This is a genomic window from Acidovorax sp. Root267, from assembly GCF_001429215.1.
Lineage (GTDB): Bacteria > Pseudomonadota > Gammaproteobacteria > Burkholderiales > Burkholderiaceae_C > Acidovorax > Acidovorax radicis.
The window spans coordinates 1-19,788 of sequence record NZ_LMJC01000029.1 but is presented as its reverse complement, the minus strand read 5'-3'; the positions used below and the strand labels follow the sequence as shown (position 1 = coordinate 19,788).

Genomic DNA, 19,788 nt, shown 5'->3' with positions numbered 1-19,788 from the left:
GGGCAGCGGGGGCGTGTGACCTTTGGCCTCCATCTTTTTCCTATGCAACCTCAGCGCCTCCTCGCCGACATCGGCGGCACCAACATCCGACTGGCCTGGCAGAACGAGCCGGGCGGTCCCTTGAACGAAACGCGGGTGCTGCCCTGCGCGCAGTTCCCCACCGTGGACGCTGCGCTGGCGACCTATCTGAAAGAAGTGGGTGTGCCCACCCCGCGCGAGGCGGCTTTCGGTATTGCCAACCCCGTCACGGGCGACGCTATCCGCATGACCAACCACAGCTGGAGCTTTTCGCAGCGCGCGGTGCGCGAGGCGTTTGGTTTCGAGCGGCTCGTGGTCATCAACGACTTCACCGCATTGGCACTGGCGCTGCCCCTGCTGACGCCCGACCTGCTGCGCCCCGTGGGCCGCGGCGAGGCCGTGCCGGGTGCTGCGATTGCGCTGCTGGGCCCAGGCACGGGCCTGGGTGTGTCGGGGCTGGTGTTCCCGCCCGGCTCCAGCAACGGCGTGCCCTTGTCGGGGGAGGGCGGGCATGTGTCGCTGGCGGCGCAGACGCAGCGCGAATTCGATGTGCTGGCCATCCTGCAGGAGCGCTACGGCCATGTGTCGGCCGAGCGCGCTGTGTGTGGTGCGGGGCTGGTGGACCTGTACCACGCGCTGCGCCGCCTCGCGCAGCGGGGTGGCAAGGAGGTCAGCTCGGCCTCCCAGGTGACTGAGCTGGCCCTGCAGTCCAACGACGTCCTGGCGCTGGAGGCGCTGGATCTTTTCTGCGGCTTTCTGGGCAGCGTGGCGGGCAACCTGGCCCTCACCCTGGGGGCGCGCGGAGGCGTTTTCATCGGTGGTGGCATGGTGCCGCGCCTGGGCACGTGGTTTGACAAATCCTCGTTCCGCGCGCGGTTCGAGTCCAAGGGCCGCTTTCAGCCCTACCTCGCGTCCATCCCGTGCTGGATCATCGACCCCAGCGCCACGCCAGCGCTGTATGGCGCGTCGCGCGCGCTTGACATCGCGGGCTCTGAGGGATGAGCGACGGCCCCGCCGCGCTGCCCGCGCTGCAGGTCAGCGGTGTGCACCATGTGGCCATCATCGCCAGCGACTATGCCCGCTCGCGCCGCTTCTACACCGAGGTGCTGGGTCTGCGGGTGGTGAACGAAGTCTTTCGGGCGGAGCGGCAGTCGTACAAGCTGGATCTGCAACTGCCCGATGGCACGCAGGTGGAGCTTTTTTCCTTCCCCAACTCCCCGGCGCGCCCGTCGTACCCCGAGGCCTGTGGCCTGCGCCATCTGGCTCTGCGCGTGGCCGACATGGAGGCCAGCCTTCTGGCCCTGGCCGCGCACGGTGTGGCGGCGGAGCCGGTGCGGGTCGATCCGTTTACCGGTGCGTTGTTCACCTTTTTTGCCGACCCTGATGGGTTGCCGATTGAGTTGGTGGGGGGAGCGCGATAGACAGAACGCTAGGGCTGACTGAGCTTCCTACGCGAATCACAACGCCTTTTTTGTTTGCTTTGTCACTGCCTTGGCTTCGAGCGATCCCAACTGCTGGGTCTCAGAAAGGTGAAACCACACGGAGTAACCTCGTGCTGAGGTGCGTTTGAACTGAAGCCAGTAGTCGCACCGATAGAGGCGGGCATTGACCTCTTCACAGGTGGATTCCATGAATCTGCTGGTTTCTTTGACTTCTTCCAGGCTGGAGCCAATAGGAATTTTGCGTAGGAAGCCAGAGACAACCATTGCATTGTCCAGCTTGTCGAGATCCACAGAAGCTGAGAGAGGTGACCCTTCCGTTTCCAGCGACAGGAAACCCACAAAACCCCAGTCCGTAGGGATGCATCCGCAGGCAGATTTCCAACCGTCAGGACCTGACGGCGCAAAGAAAGCTAGTGCTCCGATCAACGGAATGCTCAGGAGGACGGATAGTAGCGTTCGCTTCGTGAGCATGGCTGTGAGTCTGGGTTATTCGGGAACCGGTGGAGCGTTCGAGGCTACCACCTGCCGCTCACATCTCCTCGCTCCAGCAATACCCATCGCGCGCAATCATTGCGCTCGCCGAACTCGGGCCCCAGCTGCCCGCCATGTACGGGCGCGGCCCCACCGGGTCGGTCTTCCAGTGCTGCAGGATGGGCTCTACCCAGCGCCAGGCTTCCTCCTGTTCGTCGCTGCGCACGAACAGGTTCAGGCGGCCTGCAATCACGTCGAGCAGCAGGCGTTCGTAGGCACCCACGCGCTCGGTGCCAAAGCGTTGGTCGAAGTCCAGGTTCAGCTGCACCTGCGACAGGGCGGGCTCCGTCTGGTGCTGGGCGGCGCCCTGGGCCAGCAGGTGGAGCTCCAGCCCGTCCTTGGGTTGCAGGTTGATCACCAGGCGGTTGGCGGCACCTGCGGGTGTTTTGAAGATGGGGTGCGGCACGGGGCGGAAGTTGACAACGATGTGCGCGTCGCGCCCCGCGAGGCGTTTGCCGGTGCGGATGTAGAACGGCACGCCGGCCCAGCGCCAGTTGCTGATCTCGGTGCGCAGCGCCACAAAGGTTTCGGTGGTGCTGCCGGGGGCCACGCCTTTTTCCTGCAGGTAGCCGGGCACGGCGTGGCCCTGCGCGTTGCCTGCGCTGTATTGCCCGCGAATCACATGCTGGCCGATGGTCTCCATGCTCCAGGGCTTGAGCGACTGCAGCACCTTGAGCTTTTCGTCGCGGATGGCGTTGGCGCTGGAGTTGATGGGTGGCTCCATGCCAATCGCGCACAAGAGCTGCAGCGCGTGGTTCTGCACCATGTCGCGCAGGGCGCCTGTCTGGTCGTAGAACGCGCCACGCGTTTCCACGCCCAGTTCTTCGGCAATGGTGATCTGGATGTTGGCAATGGTTTCGCGCCGCCACAGGGGCTCGAACAGCGCATTGCCAAACCGCATGGCAAACAGGTTCTGCACCGAGGGCTTGCCCAGGTAGTGGTCGATGCGAAAGACCTGTTCTTCCTTCAGTACGCGGCGCAGGGTGTCGTTGATGGCCTGGTTGGATTTGAGGTCGTGGCCCAGCGGCTTTTCCAGCACCACGCGGGTGGTGGGGCCGTTCAGGCCGACGGCGGCGATCTGCTCGCACACATTGGTGAACAGGCTGGGTGCGGTGGCCACATACATCACCACCGAGTCGGCATTGCGCTCGTGCAACATGGCGGCCAGACGCGCATAGTCGTCGGTTTTGGACAGGTCCATGCGCAGGTAGTGCAGCAGCGCGCCAAAGCGTTCGAACTCGTCCGGGGTGGGGCGCTTGGCCAGTTCCACGCTGTCAAAACGCGACTGGATCAGGCTGCGGTATTGTTCATGGCTCAGCTCGTCGCGTGCCACCGCAATGATGCGGCCCCCCTCTGGCAGGGTTCCATGCCGGAACGCCTGAAACAATGCGGGCATGAGCTTGCGCCAGGCCAGATCACCTGTTCCACCAAACAGGACAAGGTCAAAACTCATGGGGTCTCCGTATCAGGGTGTTGTTGTGCGTCTGAGGCTGGAAATTGTAATCTCGTTACATTGAATTGTGTAGCTGTAGAGGATGTAAAACGTTTTTTGACAGTTCGTGTGCAGAAAAGTATCGGATAAATTGTGTAATCAAGTTACTATCTCGCCGGTTTTCACCTCCCCACATCCTGAATCCACCATGTCCCTCCGTTGCGACCAAACTCCGCAGTGGCCTCAGTTGCAGGCCGCGTTCTCCGCAGATGGCAGCCGCCTGGATCTGCGGGAGGCCTTTGCCAGAGATGCGCGGCGCTTCGGGCACTTCAGCCAGCATGCGCCCGAGGTGTTTGCGGATCTGTCCAAGAACCTGTGGGACGCTGCCACTGAAACACTGCTGCTGGACATGGCCCGTGCCTGTGGCCTCACGCAGCACCGCGACGCCATGTTCGGCGGCCAGCCCATCAACAGCACCGAAGGCCGCGCCGTGCTGCACACGCTGCTGCGCCGGCCCCGGGGCCTGGCGTTGCCCGGCGACGGGCCGGACATTGCGCAGAAGCTGGACCAGGTGCACACCACGCTGGATGCCATGCTGGCCTATGCCGACACGGTGCGTGCGGATGGCGCCATCACCGACGTGGTGAACATCGGTATCGGTGGCTCGGACCTGGGCCCGCACATGGCCGTGCTGGCGCTGGATCAGTTCCGCGCACCGGGCAAGCGGCTGCACTTTGTCTCCAACGTGGACGGGCATGAGCTGCACACCACACTGCGCACGCTCAAGCCCGAGAGCACGCTGTTCCTCGTCGCCTCCAAAACCTTCACCACCGCAGAAACCATGACCAACGCGCGCTCGGCGCTGGCCTGGTTTGCCGCGCAAGGCGGGCAGGATGTGGGGCGCCACTTTGCAGCGCTGACCACCAACGTCGATGCCGCCCAGGCGCTGAGCATCACCACCACGTTCGGCTTCTGGGACTGGGTGGGCGGGCGCTACTCGCTGTGGTCGGCCATTGGCCTGCCTATCGCGATCGCGATTGGCTCCGAGGGCTTCCGCAATCTGCTCACCGGTGCCCATGCCATGGACGAGCACTTCCGTACCGCACCCCTGGCGCAGAACCTGCCCGTGCGGCTGGGCCTGCTGGACATCTGGTACCGCAACTTCCATGGCTTCACCAGCCGCTGCATCGCGCCCTACCACGCGGCGCTGCGCCGCCTGCCGGCCTATCTGCAGCAGCTCGAGATGGAAAGCAATGGCAAGCGCGTGGGGCTGGATGGCCAGCCGCTGCCCTACGCCACGTCGCCCGTGCTGTGGGGCGAGCCGGGCACCAACGGCCAGCACGCTTTTTTTCAGATGCTGCACCAGGGCACCGACGTGCTGCCGCTGGAACTCATCGCCGTGCGCCAGCCCACCCACCCCCTGGAGGGCCACCACAACAAGCTGCTGGCCAACGCCCTGGCGCAGGCCCAGGCGCTGATGGTGGGCAAGGAAGGCGAAGACGGCCACCGTCACTTTCCGGGCAACCGGCCCAGCACCTTCTTGTTGCTGGATGCACTCACCCCCGCATCGCTGGGCGCGCTGATCGCGCTGCAGGAGCACCGCGTCTTCGTGAGCGGCAGCCTGTGGGGCATCAACAGCTTTGACCAGTGGGGCGTGGAGCTGGGCAAGGTGCTGGCCAAGGACATCGAGGCGCGTCTGGCCAGTGGCGACGCTGCGGGGCTGGATGGCTCCACGGCAGGGTTGCTGGAGCGTCTTCGCGCCCACGACTGAACCCCCAAAAAACCCAACACGTTCGCCCCACCCCTTCCGTTCGGGCTGTGCTTGTCGAAGCCTGGGCGCAGCGCTTCGACAAGCTCAGCGTGCTAGGTGGTGATGGCGGCAGCCGAGGAACCTTGCATGACCGCATCCCAGCCCGATTTCCGCTCGCCCGACTTCCTGCGCGCGCACATCCGCCAGACCATGGCGTTCTACGAGCCCGTGGCCACCGACGCGAGCGGCGGCATGTACCACTTCTTCCTGGACGACGGCACGGTGTACGACACGCGCACCCGCCACCTGGTCAGCGCCACACGTTTTGTGGTCACGCACGCCATGCTCTACCGCACCACGGGCGAGGCGCGCTACCAGGCCGGCATGTTGCACGCACTGCAGTTCCTGCGCACCGCGTTCCTCGACCCTGCCACCGGCGGCTACGCCTGGCTCATCGACTGGCAGGGCGGCCGCGCCACTGTGCTGGACGGCACGCGGCACTGCTACGGCATGGCGTTTGTGATACTGGCCTATGCGCGGGCTTTTGAAGCCGGTGTGCCCGAGGCGCGCGGCTGGCTGGCCGAGGCTTTCGACACCGCCGAGCAGCACTTCTGGCAGCCTGCGCAGGGCTTGTACGCCGACGAGGCATCGCCCGACTGGGTGCTGACCGACTACCGGGGCCAGAACGCCAACATGCACGCCTGCGAGGCCATGATCTCGGCCTTTCGCGCCACGGGCGAGGCGCGCTACATCGAGCGCGCCGAGCAGCTCGCGCAGGGCATCTGCCAGCGGCAGGCGTCGTTGTCGGACCGCGCATCGGCCCCCGCTGCCGAAGGCTGGGTGTGGGAGCACTACCATGCCGACTGGTCCGTGGACTGGGAATACAACCGCCACGACCGCACCAACATCTTCCGCCCCTGGGGCTACCAGGTCGGCCACCAGACCGAATGGGCCAAGCTGCTGCTGCAGCTCGACGCCCTGGCGCCAGCAGATTGGCATCTGCCTTGCGCGCGGTTTCTGTTCGACGCAGCGATGGAGAAGGGTTGGGATGCCGTGCACGGCGGCATCGTCTACGGCATGGCACCGGACGGCAGCATCTGCGACGACGGCAAATACCACTGGGTGCAGGCCGAGAGCATGGCCGCTGCCGCCGTGCTGGCTGTGCGCACGGGTGACGATCGGTATTGGCAGTGGTACGACCGCATCTGGGCCTACTGCTGGGCTCACTTTGTGGACCACGAACACGGCGCGTGGTTTCGCATCCTGGACGGTGCCAACCGCAACCACACGCGCGAGAAAAGCAACGCGGGGAAGGTGGACTATCACAACATGGGGGCGTGTTATGACGTGCTGGGGGCGATGGGGCTACTAAAGGTGTAGCGACGGCGGGCCCTGAGTGTTGATGCGTCGACCTAGCGCATCAACGGCTCGTCTTTGTCAGGGGGGCGCTATCCGGTTGCCGGGCTTCATGAGACGGATCTTCCAGCGGAGTGGTGAGCGCGCGGATTCCCCACCAGAACGGAGGCTGTACCAGTGCCGCCAGCGCCATCAGCGCGAAGGCGCCCGCCAAGAGTGCGCCGGCCAGCCAACCCGAGGCGATGCCGGAAACAAGATATGCGGCGGAGGCCGCCGTCACGCCACCGAGCGCGAGGGCAAGTGCCAAGTCCTTACGGGTCTTAGTCTTCATGAAGTGGCAATGTATCGCGGCAGCCTGATTCAGGCCAGAGCAAGAGAAATGAGCTGTCGCAAGTCCCCGCTCATATCAGCTTGCCCGCAAGCTTCAGCCCCTGAAAAGATTGACGGTCAAGCCGGAAACCGCGACGCGTACGCTGAACAGCGACCCCGCGGGCACCTCAGCCTCCTGTTCCTCCACAGGCCGCCCCGCCCGCGCCGACGTGATGTACAGCGTGCGCAGATCCTCCCCCCCAAAACACACCATGGTCGGGCACTGCACCGGCACTTCAATGCGCTGCAGCACCTCACCCGATGGCGAGAGTTGCAACACACAAGCGCCTTCGTACATCGCCACCCAGTAGTTCCCCTCCACATCCACTGCCGCACCATCGGGTCGGCCGCCGTACGGCTGGCCGTCCACCTTGCGATCAAACCGCGCCCAGGGCTGGCGGTTGGCGATGGTGCCCGTGGCCACGTCGAAGTCAAACCGGTCAATGCGGTGCTCCGGCGTGTTGGACCAGTACATGAACCGGTTGTCGGGGCTGAATGCGAGGCCGTTGGCGGTGAAGTTGTCGCCTGCCATGTGCTGCACGGCATAGCCGCCGCCGGATGCCGACAGCCGCCACAGCGCGGCATCGGGGGCCGTGCGGGGGGTGATGACCGAGCCCGCCCAGAACCGGCCCACCGTGTCGCAGCGGCCATCGTTCAGGCGCAGCATGCGGGTGTCGTGCTGGGCCGGGGGCAGCGGCGCCAGCAGGGTAAGTGCGCTGCTGACGGTGTCCAGCAGGTAAAAGCCGTCCCGTAACCCGATTACTATCTTTTTGTCCGCGGCGGGTGCGCAGCAGCCGGGTTCGCTGGGGGTCTTCCATTGCCGGTGCTGGCCGTCCGCCGGGCGCCAGGCGTTCACCGTGAATCCTTGGATATCGCACCAGTAGAGGCAGTTTTCCTCAGGGTGCCAGAACGGCGATTCGCCCAGCTCGGAGGGCGGAAGGGGCAGGCGCTGCAGGGTCATGGGTTGAAGTGGGGTGGTTATCGAGTTACATTCTAGGGCACTCAAACAGTAGCCCCGTATCCAATCCGAGGGCTTACCCACCGATGGAGCATCCCATGCATTCAGTCGTAGCGCGCGTGACGGCCCGCATCATCCAGCGCAGCACGGACACCCGCTCTGCCTACCTCGCCGGCATCGACGACATGCTGGCCCGCAAACCCACCCAGGAGCGCATGGGCTGCGCCAACCTCGCGCACGCCTATGCCGCGCTACCCGGCGCCGACAAGTTCAAGATCACGGTCGAAAAGGCGCCCAATATTGGCGTGGTCACGGCCTACAACGACATGTTGTCGGCCCACCAGCCGTACCAAAGTTACCCCGCCATCCTGCGCGACGAAGCCGCCCTGCACCAGGCCACCGTGCAGGTTGCAGGCGGTGTGCCAGCCATGTGCGACGGCGTCACACAAGGCACACCCGGCATGGAGCTGTCGCTGTTCTCCCGCGATGCCATTGCCATGGCCACTGCGGTAGCGCTGTCCCATGATGTGTTCGATGGTGCGCTGCTGCTGGGCGTGTGCGACAAGATCGTGCCGGGCCTTTTGATCGGTGCACTGCACTACGGGCATCTGCCCTGCGTGTTTGTGCCCGCAGGGCCCATGGGCACGGGCCTGTCGAACAAGGACAAATCCAAGGTGCGCGAGCAGTACGCGCAGGGCCTGGTGGGGCGTGATGAGCTGCTCAAGGCCGAGTCCGCTGCGTACCACAGCCCCGGCACCTGCACCTTCTACGGCACGGCCAACAGCAACCAGATGCTGCTGGAAGCCATGGGCTTGCACGTGCCTGGTGCGGCGTTTGCGCCACCCGGCACCGAAGAGCGCGAAGCCTTCACGCGCCAGGCCGTCCGCACGGTGCTCGACATTGGCAAGCGCGGATCGCGCTTCACGCCCATCGGGCGTGTGGTGGACGAGCGCTGCATCGTCAACGCCATGGTGGCCCTGCTGGCCACGGGCGGCTCCACCAACCATTTGATCCACTGGGTGGCCATTGCGCGCAGCGCGGGCATCCTGATCGACTGGTCGGACTTTGACGAGCTGTCGTCCGCCGTGCCGCTGCTGGCCCGCGTGTACCCCAATGGCGATGCCGACGTGAACCAGTTTCAGGCCGCAGGCGGCCCTGCGTGGATCCTGCGGGAGCTGCTGTCTGGCGGCTTCATGCACCCCGATGTGATGAGCGTGAACGCGGGAGGCATCGCCGCAGGCGGGCAGGGCGCTCCGGCGGTGTCGGGCGACGAGACCGTGTTGCGCCCGGTGTCCAAGCCCTTCTCGCCCACCGGCGGGCTGCGCCTGCTGCAAGGGCGCCTGGGCCGCGCGGTGATCAAGGTCTCGGCGGTGCCCGAAGACCGCCACATCATCGAAGCGCCTGCGCGCGTGTTCGATTCGCAAGAGGCACTGCTTGCCGCCTTCAGCGCGGGCGAGGTGCAGCAGGACATGGTGGCCGTGGTGCGCTTTCAGGGCCCGCAGGCCAATGGCATGCCCGAGCTGCACAAGCTCACCCCGCCGCTGGCCGTGCTGCAGAACCAGGGCTTCAAGGTGGCGCTGGTGACGGATGGGCGCATGAGCGGCGCATCGGGCAAGGTGCCCGCCGCCATCCACGTCACGCCCGAGGCACTGGCCGGTGGCCCGCTGGCCAAGGTGCTGGACGGCGACATCGTGCGGGTGGACGCTGTGGCCGGCACGCTGGATGTGCTGGTCGATGAAGCCACCTGGGCAGCCCGCCCCGTGGCGCCGTACACCGCGCGCCCCGCCACCGGCTTTGGCCGTGAACTGTTTGCCAACTTTCGCCGCCACGCTGGCGGTGCCGAACAAGGAGCCTGCACATGGTTGTAGGCAAGATGCCCCCCTGAGCCGCTTCGCGTCATCCTCCCAGGGGGACGCCACCGGTGGCCTGGCGAAGCCAGTTCCACGGTGGCCCTCGCATTCCATCGCGCCAGTTTCATACGCCGCTTGCGGTACTCAAAATTAAGGAGCAAACCCATGAACCCTCTCGACATCGCCAGCCATGGCCCCGTCATTCCCGTCATCGTGATCGACCGCGTGGAAGACGCGCTGCCCCTGGCCGGGGCGCTGCTGGCCGGTGGCGTGAAGGTGCTGGAGGTGACGCTGCGCACCGCAGCGGGCCTGCCTGCCATTCAGGCCATTGCGCGCCACCTGCCGGAGGCGGTGGTGGGCGTGGGCACGGTGCTCAACGCCGACGACGCCCGCCGTGCCAGCGACGCGGGTGCGCGTTTTGCGGTGAGCCCGGGCTACACCTCCGAAGTGGGCGGCGCCTGCAAGGGGTTGAACCTGCCGCTGCTGCCCGGCGTGGCCACGTCCGGCGAGATCATGGCGGCGCTGGCCGATGGTTTTTCGTTCCTCAAACTGTTCCCGGCCGAGGCTGCGGGTGGCATTCCGCTGCTCAAGTCCTGGGCCAGCCCGTTTGGACAGGTCAGCTTTTGCCCCACGGGGGGCATCAGCCTGGCCACTGCGCCCAACTACCTGGCACTGCCCAATGTGCGCTGCGTGGGCGGCTCGTGGCTGACGCCCGCCGACGCCGTGCGTGCGGGCGACTGGGCGCGCATCACCCAGCTGGCGCGCGAGACACACGCGTTGCGCAAGGCTGCGTGAGTTCGCCAGGATTTGGGATGAAATAGGAAGCTGGCGCTTGTTCAGTATGCGTTGATAGCTATAAAAAAAGAAGCAAGCGCTGCGTGGTGGTTCGGCTGCAAGGTACGGCGGCGGAGGGTGGCCGCAGGCGCTGGGATCACTGGCTTGTGGACTTGCTGCCCTGCGCACCTCTATCATGGCGCGGGGCTTGTCCCTGCCACAACGGCTTCACGTTTCAAAGAGAGGGAGTTCTGTATGGATTTTGTTTCGGCTATCAAAAGCTGTCTGACGCAGTACGCTGGTTTCTCGGGCCGCGCTGTGCGCTCCGAATTCTGGTGGTTCTTTCTGTTCCAGGTGGTGGTGATGGTGGCGGCCAGTTTCCTCGGAGACGTCATCTCCGGCATCGTTTCCATCGCACTGGTGCTGCCCGCATTTGCCGTGGGCGCACGCCGGCTGCACGACATTGGCCGCTCGGGCTGGTGGCAACTGCTGACGCTGACCGGCATCGGTGTGTTGGTACTGATCTACTGGTGGGTGCAGCCCAGCGAGGGCTGATCCTTACGGCGCAGCGGACCTCCTGGGTCCGCCCGCACCAAGCCCGCTGGCCCCACGGCCAGCGGGCTTTTTTGATGGGGGCGGTGAGGGGGTGCCGGTGTTGCGGGTCGATTCTTGGTAAAAAATGGCTCCAGCGCTTGAAGGTAAAGCGTTAATTGCTATAAAAACAGAAGCAAATGAATTGAACTGTTTTGAACGGAGATGTTGTCGTCGTACGACAACGCGCCCGGCAGGCAATGATTGGTTTTTAAAATGGGAATCATTCTTACTCTCATTATTAAAAACCATGGCCATCCTTCATCAAAAGACAGCGGTATGCCTGGGCATCGCGTTGGCATTCGGTCTTCTTCCCGCAAGGGCTTCGGCGCAAGGTGTGAGTGCCACCCTGTCGGAGGTGCGAGTGGACGCCAGCGCCGAGAAGGAGTCCGCCACCGCACCGGTGGTCGGCTACCGTGCCCGCAATGCTGCCACCGCCACCAAGACCGACACACCGCTGGCCGAAACCCCCCAGTCCGTGACGGTGGTCACGCGCGATCAGCTGGTGGACCAGGGCGCCACCACGTTCCAGGGGGCGCTGCTGTACGCGGCAGGGGTGCGCAGCGATGCGTACGGCCTGGACAGCCGGGCCGACAGCGTCCGGGTGCGCGGCAGCACCCCGGACACCTATCTCGACGGGCTGCGCCAGAACTACAACTACTACACCAGCACCACCCCTGCAGAGCCCTATGCGCTGGAGCGCATCGAAGTGCTTCGCGGCCCTTCGGGCATGTTGTTCGGCGCAGGCACGGTGGCAGGCGTGGTCAACATGGTGAGCAAGCGCCCACAGCAAGAAGCGCAGCGCGAAGTGGGCGTGCAGCTTGGCAGTTGGGGCCGCAAGCAGCTGCAGGCCGACCTGACGGGCCCCCTCACCGCGGATGGTGAATGGTCGTACCGCCTGGTGGCGGTGGCGCGCGATGCGAACACCCAGGTGGACCACGTGCCGGATGACCGCCGCCTGATCGCTCCGTCCCTGGCCTGGCGGCCCAGTGCGGCCACATCGCTGATCCTGCAGGCCCATTGGCAGCAGGACCGCAGTGGCACCACCTCGCAGTTCCTGCCCTGGTCAGGCACGCTGCTGCCCAATCCCAACGGCATGTTGCCCATCAGCCGCTTCATCGGAGAGCCCGGCGACTATTACGACAGTGACCGGGAATCCATCGGCTACCTGTTCGAGCACCGTTTCAACGACGCGTGGGCCGTGCGCCAGAACCTGCGCTTGGCCCGCAACGAAAATCGCGGCGGCTACCACTACGCCGACTTCTACAAACTCCCAGGCGGCTGGGGCGAAGACCCCGTCAACCAGCGGCTGATCGGCCGCCTGTACGGCAAGAACATCACGCGCACGCGCATGGCCGCGGTGGACACCCATCTGCAGGGCAACCTCACCACCGGGGCCCTGAGCCACCAGCTGCTGCTGGGCGTGGACTGGAACCGGCAGACCGAAAACAAAAACGAGGCCGACGACGCATACAACGCGCCCATCGATGCCTACGCCCCGGTGTACGGCAACGTCCTGAACCCGACGCTTATCGCGAAACCCGAGAACATGCAGCGCCAGAATGGCCTGTATGTGCAGGACCAGATGAAATGGGGCCGCTGGATCTTCATCGCCGGCCTGCGCCACGACCGCGCCGTGAACAGCCTGGCGGGCCAGTCAGATGACCGCACGAGCGACACCACGAAGCGCCTGGGCGTGATGTACCAGCTGGCCGGAGGCTGGACACCCTACGTCAGCTACGCAGAGTCCTTTAGCCCGGTGAGCGGCACCAATACCTACGGCCAGCGCTTCAAGCCGCTGGAAGGCGAGCAGATCGAGGTGGGCGTGAAGTACGCCCCCGCAGGCAGCGCCACCCAGTTCACGGCGGCGGTGTACGACCTCAAGGAAAAGAACCAGAAGGTGGTTGATCCGGTCAACCCGAACAACTCGCTGCAGGTGGGCCAGACCCGCAACAAGGGACTGGAGCTGGAGTACAAGGCCCGCGTGGCCACAGCGTTCGACCTGACCGCCCACTACAACTACACCGATGTCGATCCGCTGCTGGAAAACCTGCCGCGCCATCAGGCGGCCGTGTGGGGCGTGTACCGGTTCTCCATTGGCGGCGTGCGCGGCTTCTCGGCGGGTGCGGGTTATCGCTGGCTGTCGTCGTTCCGTGATGGCACGGGGCCGAAGGTGCCGGCGGCGGGTGTCGTGGATGCGCTGCTGGCCTACGACAGCCAGGACTGGCGCTACGCCCTGAACATCAGCAACCTGGCCGACAAGAAGTACATGAGCACCTGCCTGGCGCGTGGCGACTGCTGGTGGGCCGCGCGCCGCAATGTGGTGCTGAGCGCGACGTATAGGTTTTAACCCCCCGAGCCGCTTCGCGTCCTCCCCCGAGGGGACGCCGCCCATGCGGCGGGGCGGCCCTTGCACGGCGGCACTGGCACGGCACAGTGCCAATGCGAAGGCCGGGCCCTTTGCTCTGGGTTGGCGCGGTGCAGTGAACCGCGGTACAAATGTCGAAAGCGCAGCCCGCGCCACGACGTGCTTCACGTGTTCCAAGTAAAAAACCCCGCAGGTTTTGCAACCCGCGGGGTTTTTTTGTGCACTACCAAGCAGAACCTGGGTTCCACCCGGAGCGGCTGGCCATTACATGCCCATGCCGCCCATGCCACCCATGCCGCCCATGTCGGGCATGCCACCGCCAGCACCGGCCTCGTCCTTGGGTGCTTCTGCAACCATGGCTTCGGTCGTCAGCAGCAGCGATGCCACGGAGGCAGCGTTCTGCAGGGCCGTGCGGGTGACCTTCGTGGGGTCCAGAATGCCCAGTTCGAGCATGTCGCCGTACGTGTCGTTCGATGCGTTGAAGCCGTAGTTGCCCTTGCCGGCCAACACAGCGTTCACCACCACCGAGGCTTCGCCGCCAGCGTTGTTCACGATTTCGCGCAGGGGCGCTTCGATGGCCTTGAGCACCAGCTTGATACCGGCTTCCTGGTCAGCGTTGTCACCCTTGATCGAGTCACCGACAGCTTGCTTGGCACGCAGCAGGGCCACGCCACCACCGGCCACAACGCCTTCTTCCACAGCTGCGCGCGTTGCGTGCAGTGCGTCTTCCACGCGGGCCTTCTTTTCCTTCATTTCGACTTCGGTGGCAGCGCCGACCTTGATCACGGCCACACCGCCAGCCAGCTTGGCCACGCGCTCTTGCAGCTTTTCGCGGTCGTAGTCGGACGTGGCTTCTTCGATCTGCACGCGCACTTGCTTGACGCGGGCTTCGATGTCACCCGCAGCGCCAGCGCCGTCGATGATGATGGTGTTTTCCTTGCCCACTTCGATGCGCTTGGCCTGGCCCAGGTCGGCCAGGGTCACCTTCTCGAGGGTCAGGCCCACTTCTTCAGCGATGACCTTGCCGCCCGTCAGGATGGCGATGTCTTCCAGCATGGCCTTGCGGCGGTCGCCGAAGCCAGGAGCCTTCACGGCCACAACCTTCAGGATGCCGCGGATCGTGTTCACGACCAAGGTAGCCAGGGCTTCGCCTTCGACTTCTTCGGCAATGATCAGCAGTGGACGGCCAGCCTTGGCAACTTGCTCCAGCGTGGGCAGCAGGTCGCGGATGTTGCTGATCTTCTTGTCGAACAGCAGCACGAAGGGGTTGTCCAGAATGGCGGATTGCTTTTCTGGGTTGTTGATGAAGTAGGGCGACAGGTAGCCGCGGTCGAACTGCATGCCTTCCACGACGTCCAGTTCGGAGTCGAGGGACTTGCCGTCTTCCACGGTGATCACGCCTTCCTTGCCAACCTTGTCCATGGCGTCAGCGATCAGCTTGCCGATGGTTTCGTCGGAGTTGGCGGAGATCGAACCCACTTGGGCGATTTCCTTGGAGGTGGTGGTGGGCTTGGAAGCCTTCTTCAGCTCGGCAACCAGGGCCGTCACAGCCTTGTCGATACCGCGCTTCAGGTCCATCGGGTTGATACCGGCGGCCACGTACTTGAAGCCTTCGCGCACGATGGCCTGGGCCAGCACGGTGGCGGTGGTGGTGCCGTCACCAGCGTTGTCGCTGGTCTTGGAGGCCACTTCCTTCACGAGCTGGGCACCCATGTTCTGCAGCTTGTCCTTGAGTTCGATTTCCTTGGCCACGGACACACCGTCCTTGGTCACGGTAGGGGCGCCGAACGAGCGCTCCAGCACCACATTGCGGCCCTTAGGACCCAGGGTCACCTTGACCGCGTTGGCCAGGATGTTCACGCCTTCAACCATGCGCGCGCGGGCTTCGCCGCCGAAAACTACGTCTTTTGCTGCCATGATGGAGCTCCTAAATTTTGTTCAAATTGACTGCTATCGCTTATCCAGTAAGCGTTAGAAGCTATGAAAAGATGAGTAAGGGAGAGGGTGAGAAATTACTTCTCGACCACTGCGAACAGATCGTCTTCCTTCATGACCAGCAGCTCGTCGCCGTTGACCTTGACGGTCTGGCCCGAGTACTTGCCGAACAGAACGCGGTCACCGACCTTCACGTTCAGGGCGAGCACGTCACCCTTGTCGTTCTTCTTGCCGGGACCGACGGCCAGCACTTCACCTTGATCGGGCTTTTCAGCGGCGTTGTCAGGGATCACGATGCCGGAGGCGGTCGTGGTTTCGCTTTCGATACGCTTGACGATCACGCGATCGTGCAGAGGGCGAAGGTTCATTGCAATGCTCCTGTTTTCAGTAAAAAAAGCTGACTTACTCAGCGTCTGGAGACCCAGGCGCTACCAAACTTCCGACAGGCAAGGTGGTGTTAGCACTCGTCTGTGGTGAGTGCTAATGATACGGGCATTTGTGGCGGTTTCAAGACGTCCAAGGCATTTCCCGATTTCTTCGGATGCGTTGCGGGCGCAGTTGCGGAACGCCACTCTACTTTCGTTTTTCCGCCACTTAACTTTAGATTTGACGACCCGCTGGCGCGCAGGGACTGGGCACGTGATCTGTTTACCACCCTCTGAGCCGCAAAGAATCACAATTGAAAAATTAGAAGTAAGTGCAAACTATCGACTGCATTCGACAGTGACTTGGTTGCTACTACGTCAGCCTAAGGCTGGTTGCAGTCATACGCTGACTGCAAACGAATGAGTACTATCGGCCACAACCGGCCGTTCGCACGACCCGTTAAATGTATGAAGAAATCCACTCGCGCATTCATCGAGGTGCTGGCCAACTCACCAGTTCTGAAGCCAGTTTTGTACGAGGCTGATGAGAGTTGGACGCCGCAAGAGCCGCCGGAGACGACGCTGTTGTCGAGCTTCGTCGATCGGTTGTTGGACGTCTCAAAGAATCCAGCTGCCGCTGAGACACGGCGAGCGATCTTGCTGGTTGAGACCGCGATGGAGAGCGGGGATATTGCTTTGGTGACGATAGTGGCCACAGGGTTCATCGAAGGGCTAGTCGCCTCAGCCAGTGAACTGGGCGTGCTCCCGCAGTTTCTTGCCGCACTTGGCCCATCGTCGCGGCGCCATGCAGATGCCTGGCTGGAGTTCAAGGGCTGAAGCCGGCCAGAACCGGCCGTTCGCCAGTCCGTCAGAATCCTCCGTGAGCCCTCATTCAAGAAGCTATGAACCGCTGGACTCCAATTTCTCGTGACGAGCTGGAGGGGCTATTGTCCGATCAGCTCGCCAAGTGCTTACAAGAACACGCCGAACAGTTTGCCCGCTTTCGCGTCCCATTTCGCACCGCATCGGTCATGCGTGGCGGTGTGAGCGAATCAGTATTTATCGTGGCACAGCTTGGGCAAGTAGCCATCTACTACGAAGACGTTGAAGAAGGGTTTAACGTTTCAGAGGTCGCATCCGACGGCTCCCTTCTCACCCCCGGGTTCGAGCAGTGGACCATCACCGATGCAATTCAACACCTTCTCGCCCTCCCTCACGATAGCGTTCGGAGCGAGCCTGATACTGCCCGTCGTTGACAGGCAAAGCTCGGCCAACAACCGACACTGTGTTGGTGCCGATGCAATCTTGACCAGCTAAACCGCAAAGTGCCAATCCAATATTGACCAGGGTGTTCCACTGACCTGCTGAGAATTTCAGCAGGGATCTGTTGGTGCCGATGCAATCTTGACCAGCTAAACCGCAAAGTGCCAATCCAATATTGACCAGGGTGTTCCACTGACCTGCTGAGAATTTCAGCAGGGATTCAAGGTGATCACCATGGACATGATTGGCAAGGTCAGGCGCATGAGGCTGCGCGACCAACTCTCCCTCAGCGAGATCGCAAAGCGCACGGGCCTGTCGCGCAACACGGTCAAGAAGTGGCTCAAGGCGCCCGGCGATGTTGTGCCGAAGTACGCGCGGGTGAAGTTCGATGGCAAGCTCACGGCGTTCGAGCCGGCCCTGCACCAGGCGCTCACAACCGACAGCCATCGCCCCAAGCAGGGACGGCGCAGCGGCCGTGCCTTGTTTGCTCAGATACAGGCCCAGGGCTACCGCGGCGGTTACAGCGCCGTCACCGACTACATCCGGCGCTGGCGGGTGGAGTCAGCAGCCAGTCCGGCCAAGGCGTTCGTTCCGATGAACTTCGAGCTGGGCGAGGCCTTCCAGTTCGACTGGAGCGTCGAAGCCATGGTCGTTGGCGGCGTGTTCTACAACATGCAAGTTGCGCACCTGAAGCTGTGCGCCAGCCGTGCTTTCTGGCTGGTGGCCTACCCCAGCCAGGGCCACGAGATGCTGTTCGATGCCCACACTCGCTCGTTCCAGGCACTTGGCGGCGTCACCCGGCGCGGCATCTACGACAACATGCGCACCGCCGTGGACAAGGTGCAGCGCGGCAAGCAGCGCACCGTCAACGCTCGATTCGCGGCCATGTGCAGCCACTACCTGTTCGACGCCGACTTCTGCAACGTCGCCTCGGGCTGGGAGAAGGGGGTGGTGGAGAAGAACGTGCAGGACAGCCGCAGGCGCATCTGGATCGAAGCCGCGACCCGTCGCTTCGGCTCGTTCATCGAACTCAATGCCTGGCTGAGCGAGCGGTGTCGTTCGGTGTGGAGCGACACCACGCATCCGATCCACCGACAGTTCACCGTGGCCGAGATGTGGGAGTTGGAGAAGCCTCACCTCATGTCCATGCCGGCCCCCTTCAACGGCTATGTCGAGCGGCTGGCCCGGGTCAGCAGCACCTGCCTGGTGGCCGCCGCGCGCAACCGTTACTCCGTGCCGTGCGAGTGGGCCGGCCACATCGTCAGCACCCGCGTCTATCCCGAACGAATCGATGTGGCGGCCGCAGATGCCGTCGTAACCAGCCATGCCCGGCTGCCGGGCAGTGGCCAGACCAGCTACGACTGGCAGCACTACATCGACCTGGTGCAGCGCAAACCGGGCGCATTGCGCAATGGCACGCCGTTCCTGGACCTTCCGGCGCCGTTGCTGCGTTTGCGCCAGTCGCTGCTCAGGCACCCTGGAGGAGACCGGGTCATGGCACAGGTGCTGGCCGTGGTGCCGCAGGCTGGGCTGGAAGCGGTGCTGGTGGCCATCGAGCTGGTACTCGAAGGCAGGGCCCCCAGTGGCAGCATCAGCGTGGAGCACGTGCGCAACGTGCTGGCCCGCTTGAACAACCCGGCCACGCCGGCGCAGGCGCAGACGTCCTTGCAACTCACCCAGGCGCCCAAGGCCGACACCGCGCGTTATGACCGGCTGCGCCCCACCCACCAGGATCATCTAGACGGGCAGGAGGTGGGCCATGCGTGAGACCTCCATCGATGTACAGGCCCAACTGAAGGCGCTGCGGCTCAACGGCATGGCCACGGCCTGGGCCGATCTGACGGAGCAAGGCGGCGATACGACCCTGGCCGCATCACGCTGGCTGGTGGAGCACCTGCTGCAGGCTGAAGATGCTGATCGGGCGATGCGTTCCATCGCCCACCAGATGAAGGCGGCACGCTTCCCGATGCACCGCGACCTGGCTGGGTTCGACTTCACCGTCGCGCCGGTCGACCGCGCGTTGATCCAGAAACTGGCGGACCTCTCGTTCACGCAGGATGCGCAGAACGTGGTGCTGGTCGGCGGCCCAGGCACCGGCAAAACCCACCTGGCCACGGCGCTGGGAATTGCTGGGCTCACCCGGCACGCCAAGCGAGTGCGGTTCTACTCCACGGTCGATCTGGTCAATGCCCTGGAGCATGAGAAGAGCCAGGGCCGTGCCGGACGCATCGCCATGAGTCTGGTGCGCATGGATCTGGTCGTGCTCGACGAGTTGGGCTACCTGCCCTTCAGCCAGGCCGGTGGCGCCTTGTTGTTCCACTTGCTGTCCAAGCTGTACGAGCACACAAGCGTGATGATCACCACCAACCTGACGTTCGCGGAGTGGTCCACGGTGTTCGGCGATGCCAAGATGACCACTGCGTTGCTGGATCGCTTGACCCATCACTGCCACATCATCGAGACCGGCAACGAGTCCTACCGCTTCCGTCACAGCACGCACGAAGCCCGGGGCCGCATAAAGACGCGCGAGCAGACCAGGAGGGCAGTGGCCGCCCAGGTGAGCGAGACCGCGGAGGAAGGGGCCTCGCCTGATGGCTCGGCCATACCAACCACGAGTTCAAAAAAAGGAGGACCTACCGAAGCATCCACCCTATAGTTATCCACAGTTGGCTTCAAATGGAACCAGCTCTAGCCCCTGGTCAATGTTCGACTGGCACTGCTGATCACGTTTGCACTGGCACTAACAGCTGCGGGCGTTGATCGCCTCTTGCCGGTAGTACGGCAGG

Annotated in this window: 18 protein-coding genes; 12 read left to right on the top strand and 6 right to left on the bottom strand. The window is 63.9% G+C overall.

The window, feature by feature from the left end; all coding sequences use genetic code 11:
- Nucleotides 1-42: 42 nt before the first annotated feature.
- Together glk and ASE39_RS16495 are read left to right on the top strand one after the other, a co-directional pair.
- On the top strand, nt 43-1,020 hold the full coding sequence (gene glk / locus ASE39_RS16500; RefSeq protein WP_057271877.1) for a glucokinase: 978 nt from the start codon (nt 43-45) through the stop codon (nt 1,018-1,020).
- Entirely contained in the window at nt 1,017-1,439 is a 423-nt protein-coding gene (locus ASE39_RS16495) for a VOC family protein (RefSeq protein ID WP_057271876.1), read from the top strand. Before glk ends, ASE39_RS16495 begins: the two co-directional genes overlap by 4 nt.
- Before the next feature lie 36 nt (nt 1,440-1,475).
- Here the strand turns inward: ASE39_RS16495 and ASE39_RS26565 are convergent, their stop codons facing one another.
- On the bottom strand, nt 1,476-1,931 hold the full coding sequence (locus ASE39_RS26565; RefSeq protein WP_139019191.1) for a hypothetical protein: 456 nt from the start codon (nt 1,929-1,931) through the stop codon (nt 1,476-1,478).
- Between the two features lie 58 nt (nt 1,932-1,989).
- A complete protein-coding gene (zwf, locus tag ASE39_RS16490) occupies nt 1,990-3,444 on the bottom strand; it encodes a glucose-6-phosphate dehydrogenase (RefSeq protein ID WP_057271875.1) in 1,455 nt (484 codons plus the stop codon).
- Nucleotides 3,445-3,631: 187 nt separating this feature from the next.
- Here zwf and pgi point away from each other — a divergent pair, with 187 nt between their 5' ends.
- Together pgi and ASE39_RS16480 are read left to right on the top strand one after the other, a co-directional pair.
- Nucleotides 3,632-5,194 carry a glucose-6-phosphate isomerase gene (gene pgi, locus ASE39_RS16485; RefSeq protein ID WP_057271874.1) on the top strand — a complete coding sequence of 521 codons (1,563 nt, stop codon included), beginning with the start codon at nt 3,632-3,634 and terminating at the stop codon, nt 5,192-5,194.
- A 126-nt stretch (nt 5,195-5,320) separates the two neighbouring features.
- On the top strand, nt 5,321-6,553 hold the full coding sequence (locus ASE39_RS16480) for an AGE family epimerase/isomerase (protein WP_057272104.1): 1,233 nt from the start codon (nt 5,321-5,323) through the stop codon (nt 6,551-6,553).
- Between the two features lie 40 nt (nt 6,554-6,593).
- On the opposite strand, the gene ASE39_RS16475 is transcribed toward ASE39_RS16480, so the two are convergent.
- Nucleotides 6,594-6,860 (bottom strand): hypothetical protein, encoded by a 267-nt coding sequence (locus ASE39_RS16475; protein ID WP_057271873.1) that lies wholly within the window; start codon nt 6,858-6,860, stop codon nt 6,594-6,596.
- A gap of 93 nt (nt 6,861-6,953) precedes the next feature.
- Nucleotides 6,954-7,859: an SMP-30/gluconolactonase/LRE family protein gene (locus ASE39_RS16470; protein WP_057271872.1), complete on the bottom strand. Its 906-nt coding sequence runs from the start codon at nt 7,857-7,859 to the stop codon at nt 6,954-6,956.
- A gap of 95 nt (nt 7,860-7,954) precedes the next feature.
- Here ASE39_RS16470 and edd point away from each other — a divergent pair, with 95 nt between their 5' ends.
- The 4 genes from edd to ASE39_RS16450 all read left to right on the top strand — a co-directional run bounded on the left by edd (nt 7,955) and on the right by ASE39_RS16450 (nt 13,421).
- The gene (gene edd / locus ASE39_RS16465; RefSeq protein WP_057272103.1) at nt 7,955-9,724 is read left to right on the top strand and encodes a phosphogluconate dehydratase; all 1,770 of its coding nucleotides are present in this window, start codon (nt 7,955-7,957) and stop codon (nt 9,722-9,724) included.
- A gap of 147 nt (nt 9,725-9,871) precedes the next feature.
- Nucleotides 9,872-10,501, top strand: coding sequence for a bifunctional 4-hydroxy-2-oxoglutarate aldolase/2-dehydro-3-deoxy-phosphogluconate aldolase (gene eda / locus ASE39_RS16460; protein WP_057271871.1), 630 nt, complete (start codon nt 9,872-9,874; stop codon nt 10,499-10,501).
- A 234-nt stretch (nt 10,502-10,735) separates the two neighbouring features.
- A complete protein-coding gene (locus ASE39_RS16455) occupies nt 10,736-11,035 on the top strand; it encodes a DUF805 domain-containing protein (protein WP_010462236.1) in 300 nt (99 codons plus the stop codon).
- Nucleotides 11,036-11,321: 286 nt separating this feature from the next.
- Nucleotides 11,322-13,421 carry a TonB-dependent siderophore receptor gene (locus ASE39_RS16450; RefSeq protein ID WP_057271870.1) on the top strand — a complete coding sequence of 700 codons (2,100 nt, stop codon included), beginning with the start codon at nt 11,322-11,324 and terminating at the stop codon, nt 13,419-13,421.
- A 282-nt stretch (nt 13,422-13,703) separates the two neighbouring features.
- Here the strand turns inward: ASE39_RS16450 and groL are convergent, their stop codons facing one another.
- Both groL and ASE39_RS16440 read right to left on the bottom strand, forming a co-directional pair.
- Complete coding sequence (gene groL / locus ASE39_RS16445) at nt 13,704-15,356, bottom strand: chaperonin GroEL (protein WP_010462232.1); 1,653 nt, start codon at nt 15,354-15,356, stop codon at nt 13,704-13,706.
- Between the two features lie 95 nt (nt 15,357-15,451).
- The gene (locus ASE39_RS16440; RefSeq protein WP_008905626.1) at nt 15,452-15,742 is read right to left on the bottom strand and encodes a co-chaperone GroES; all 291 of its coding nucleotides are present in this window, start codon (nt 15,740-15,742) and stop codon (nt 15,452-15,454) included.
- A gap of 465 nt (nt 15,743-16,207) precedes the next feature.
- Between ASE39_RS16440 and ASE39_RS16435 the strand changes: the two genes are divergently transcribed.
- From ASE39_RS16435 to istB, 4 genes are all read left to right on the top strand, one after another.
- Nucleotides 16,208-16,576, top strand: coding sequence for a hypothetical protein (locus tag ASE39_RS16435; RefSeq protein WP_057223939.1), 369 nt, complete (start codon nt 16,208-16,210; stop codon nt 16,574-16,576).
- 65 nt (nt 16,577-16,641) lie between these two features.
- Entirely contained in the window at nt 16,642-16,995 is a 354-nt protein-coding gene (locus tag ASE39_RS16430) for a hypothetical protein (RefSeq protein ID WP_057271869.1), read from the top strand.
- Between the two features lie 241 nt (nt 16,996-17,236).
- On the top strand, nt 17,237-18,769 hold the full coding sequence (gene istA / locus ASE39_RS16425) for an IS21 family transposase (protein WP_057272102.1): 1,533 nt from the start codon (nt 17,237-17,239) through the stop codon (nt 18,767-18,769).
- A complete protein-coding gene (gene istB / locus ASE39_RS16420; protein ID WP_057228265.1) occupies nt 18,762-19,658 on the top strand; it encodes an IS21-like element helper ATPase IstB in 897 nt (298 codons plus the stop codon). The genes istA and istB overlap by 8 nt, the downstream gene beginning before the upstream one ends.
- Nucleotides 19,659-19,788: the final 130 nt, after the last annotated feature.

Bases quoted from the DNA above. Each gene is read 5' to 3' on its own strand.
- glk (WP_057271877.1), top strand. From the start codon at position 43: ATGCAACCTCAGCGCCTCCTCGCCGACATCGGCGGCACCAACATCCGA.
- ASE39_RS16495 (WP_057271876.1), top strand. From the start codon at position 1,017: ATGAGCGACGGCCCCGCCGCGCTGCCCGCGCTGCAGGTCAGCGGTGTG.
- ASE39_RS26565 (WP_139019191.1), bottom strand. From the start codon at position 1,931: ATGCTCACGAAGCGAACGCTACTATCCGTCCTCCTGAGCATTCCGTTG.
- zwf (WP_057271875.1), bottom strand. From the start codon at position 3,444: ATGAGTTTTGACCTTGTCCTGTTTGGTGGAACAGGTGATCTGGCCTGG.
- pgi (WP_057271874.1), top strand. From the start codon at position 3,632: ATGTCCCTCCGTTGCGACCAAACTCCGCAGTGGCCTCAGTTGCAGGCC.
- ASE39_RS16480 (WP_057272104.1), top strand. From the start codon at position 5,321: ATGACCGCATCCCAGCCCGATTTCCGCTCGCCCGACTTCCTGCGCGCG.
- ASE39_RS16475 (WP_057271873.1), bottom strand. From the start codon at position 6,860: ATGAAGACTAAGACCCGTAAGGACTTGGCACTTGCCCTCGCGCTCGGT.
- ASE39_RS16470 (WP_057271872.1), bottom strand. From the start codon at position 7,859: ATGACCCTGCAGCGCCTGCCCCTTCCGCCCTCCGAGCTGGGCGAATCG.
- edd (WP_057272103.1), top strand. From the start codon at position 7,955: ATGCATTCAGTCGTAGCGCGCGTGACGGCCCGCATCATCCAGCGCAGC.
- eda (WP_057271871.1), top strand. From the start codon at position 9,872: ATGAACCCTCTCGACATCGCCAGCCATGGCCCCGTCATTCCCGTCATC.
- ASE39_RS16455 (WP_010462236.1), top strand. From the start codon at position 10,736: ATGGATTTTGTTTCGGCTATCAAAAGCTGTCTGACGCAGTACGCTGGT.
- ASE39_RS16450 (WP_057271870.1), top strand. From the start codon at position 11,322: ATGGCCATCCTTCATCAAAAGACAGCGGTATGCCTGGGCATCGCGTTG.
- groL (WP_010462232.1), bottom strand. From the start codon at position 15,356: ATGGCAGCAAAAGACGTAGTTTTCGGCGGCGAAGCCCGCGCGCGCATG.
- ASE39_RS16440 (WP_008905626.1), bottom strand. From the start codon at position 15,742: ATGAACCTTCGCCCTCTGCACGATCGCGTGATCGTCAAGCGTATCGAA.
- ASE39_RS16435 (WP_057223939.1), top strand. From the start codon at position 16,208: ATGAAGAAATCCACTCGCGCATTCATCGAGGTGCTGGCCAACTCACCA.
- ASE39_RS16430 (WP_057271869.1), top strand. From the start codon at position 16,642: ATGAACCGCTGGACTCCAATTTCTCGTGACGAGCTGGAGGGGCTATTG.
- istA (WP_057272102.1), top strand. From the start codon at position 17,237: ATGGACATGATTGGCAAGGTCAGGCGCATGAGGCTGCGCGACCAACTC.
- istB (WP_057228265.1), top strand. From the start codon at position 18,762: ATGCGTGAGACCTCCATCGATGTACAGGCCCAACTGAAGGCGCTGCGG.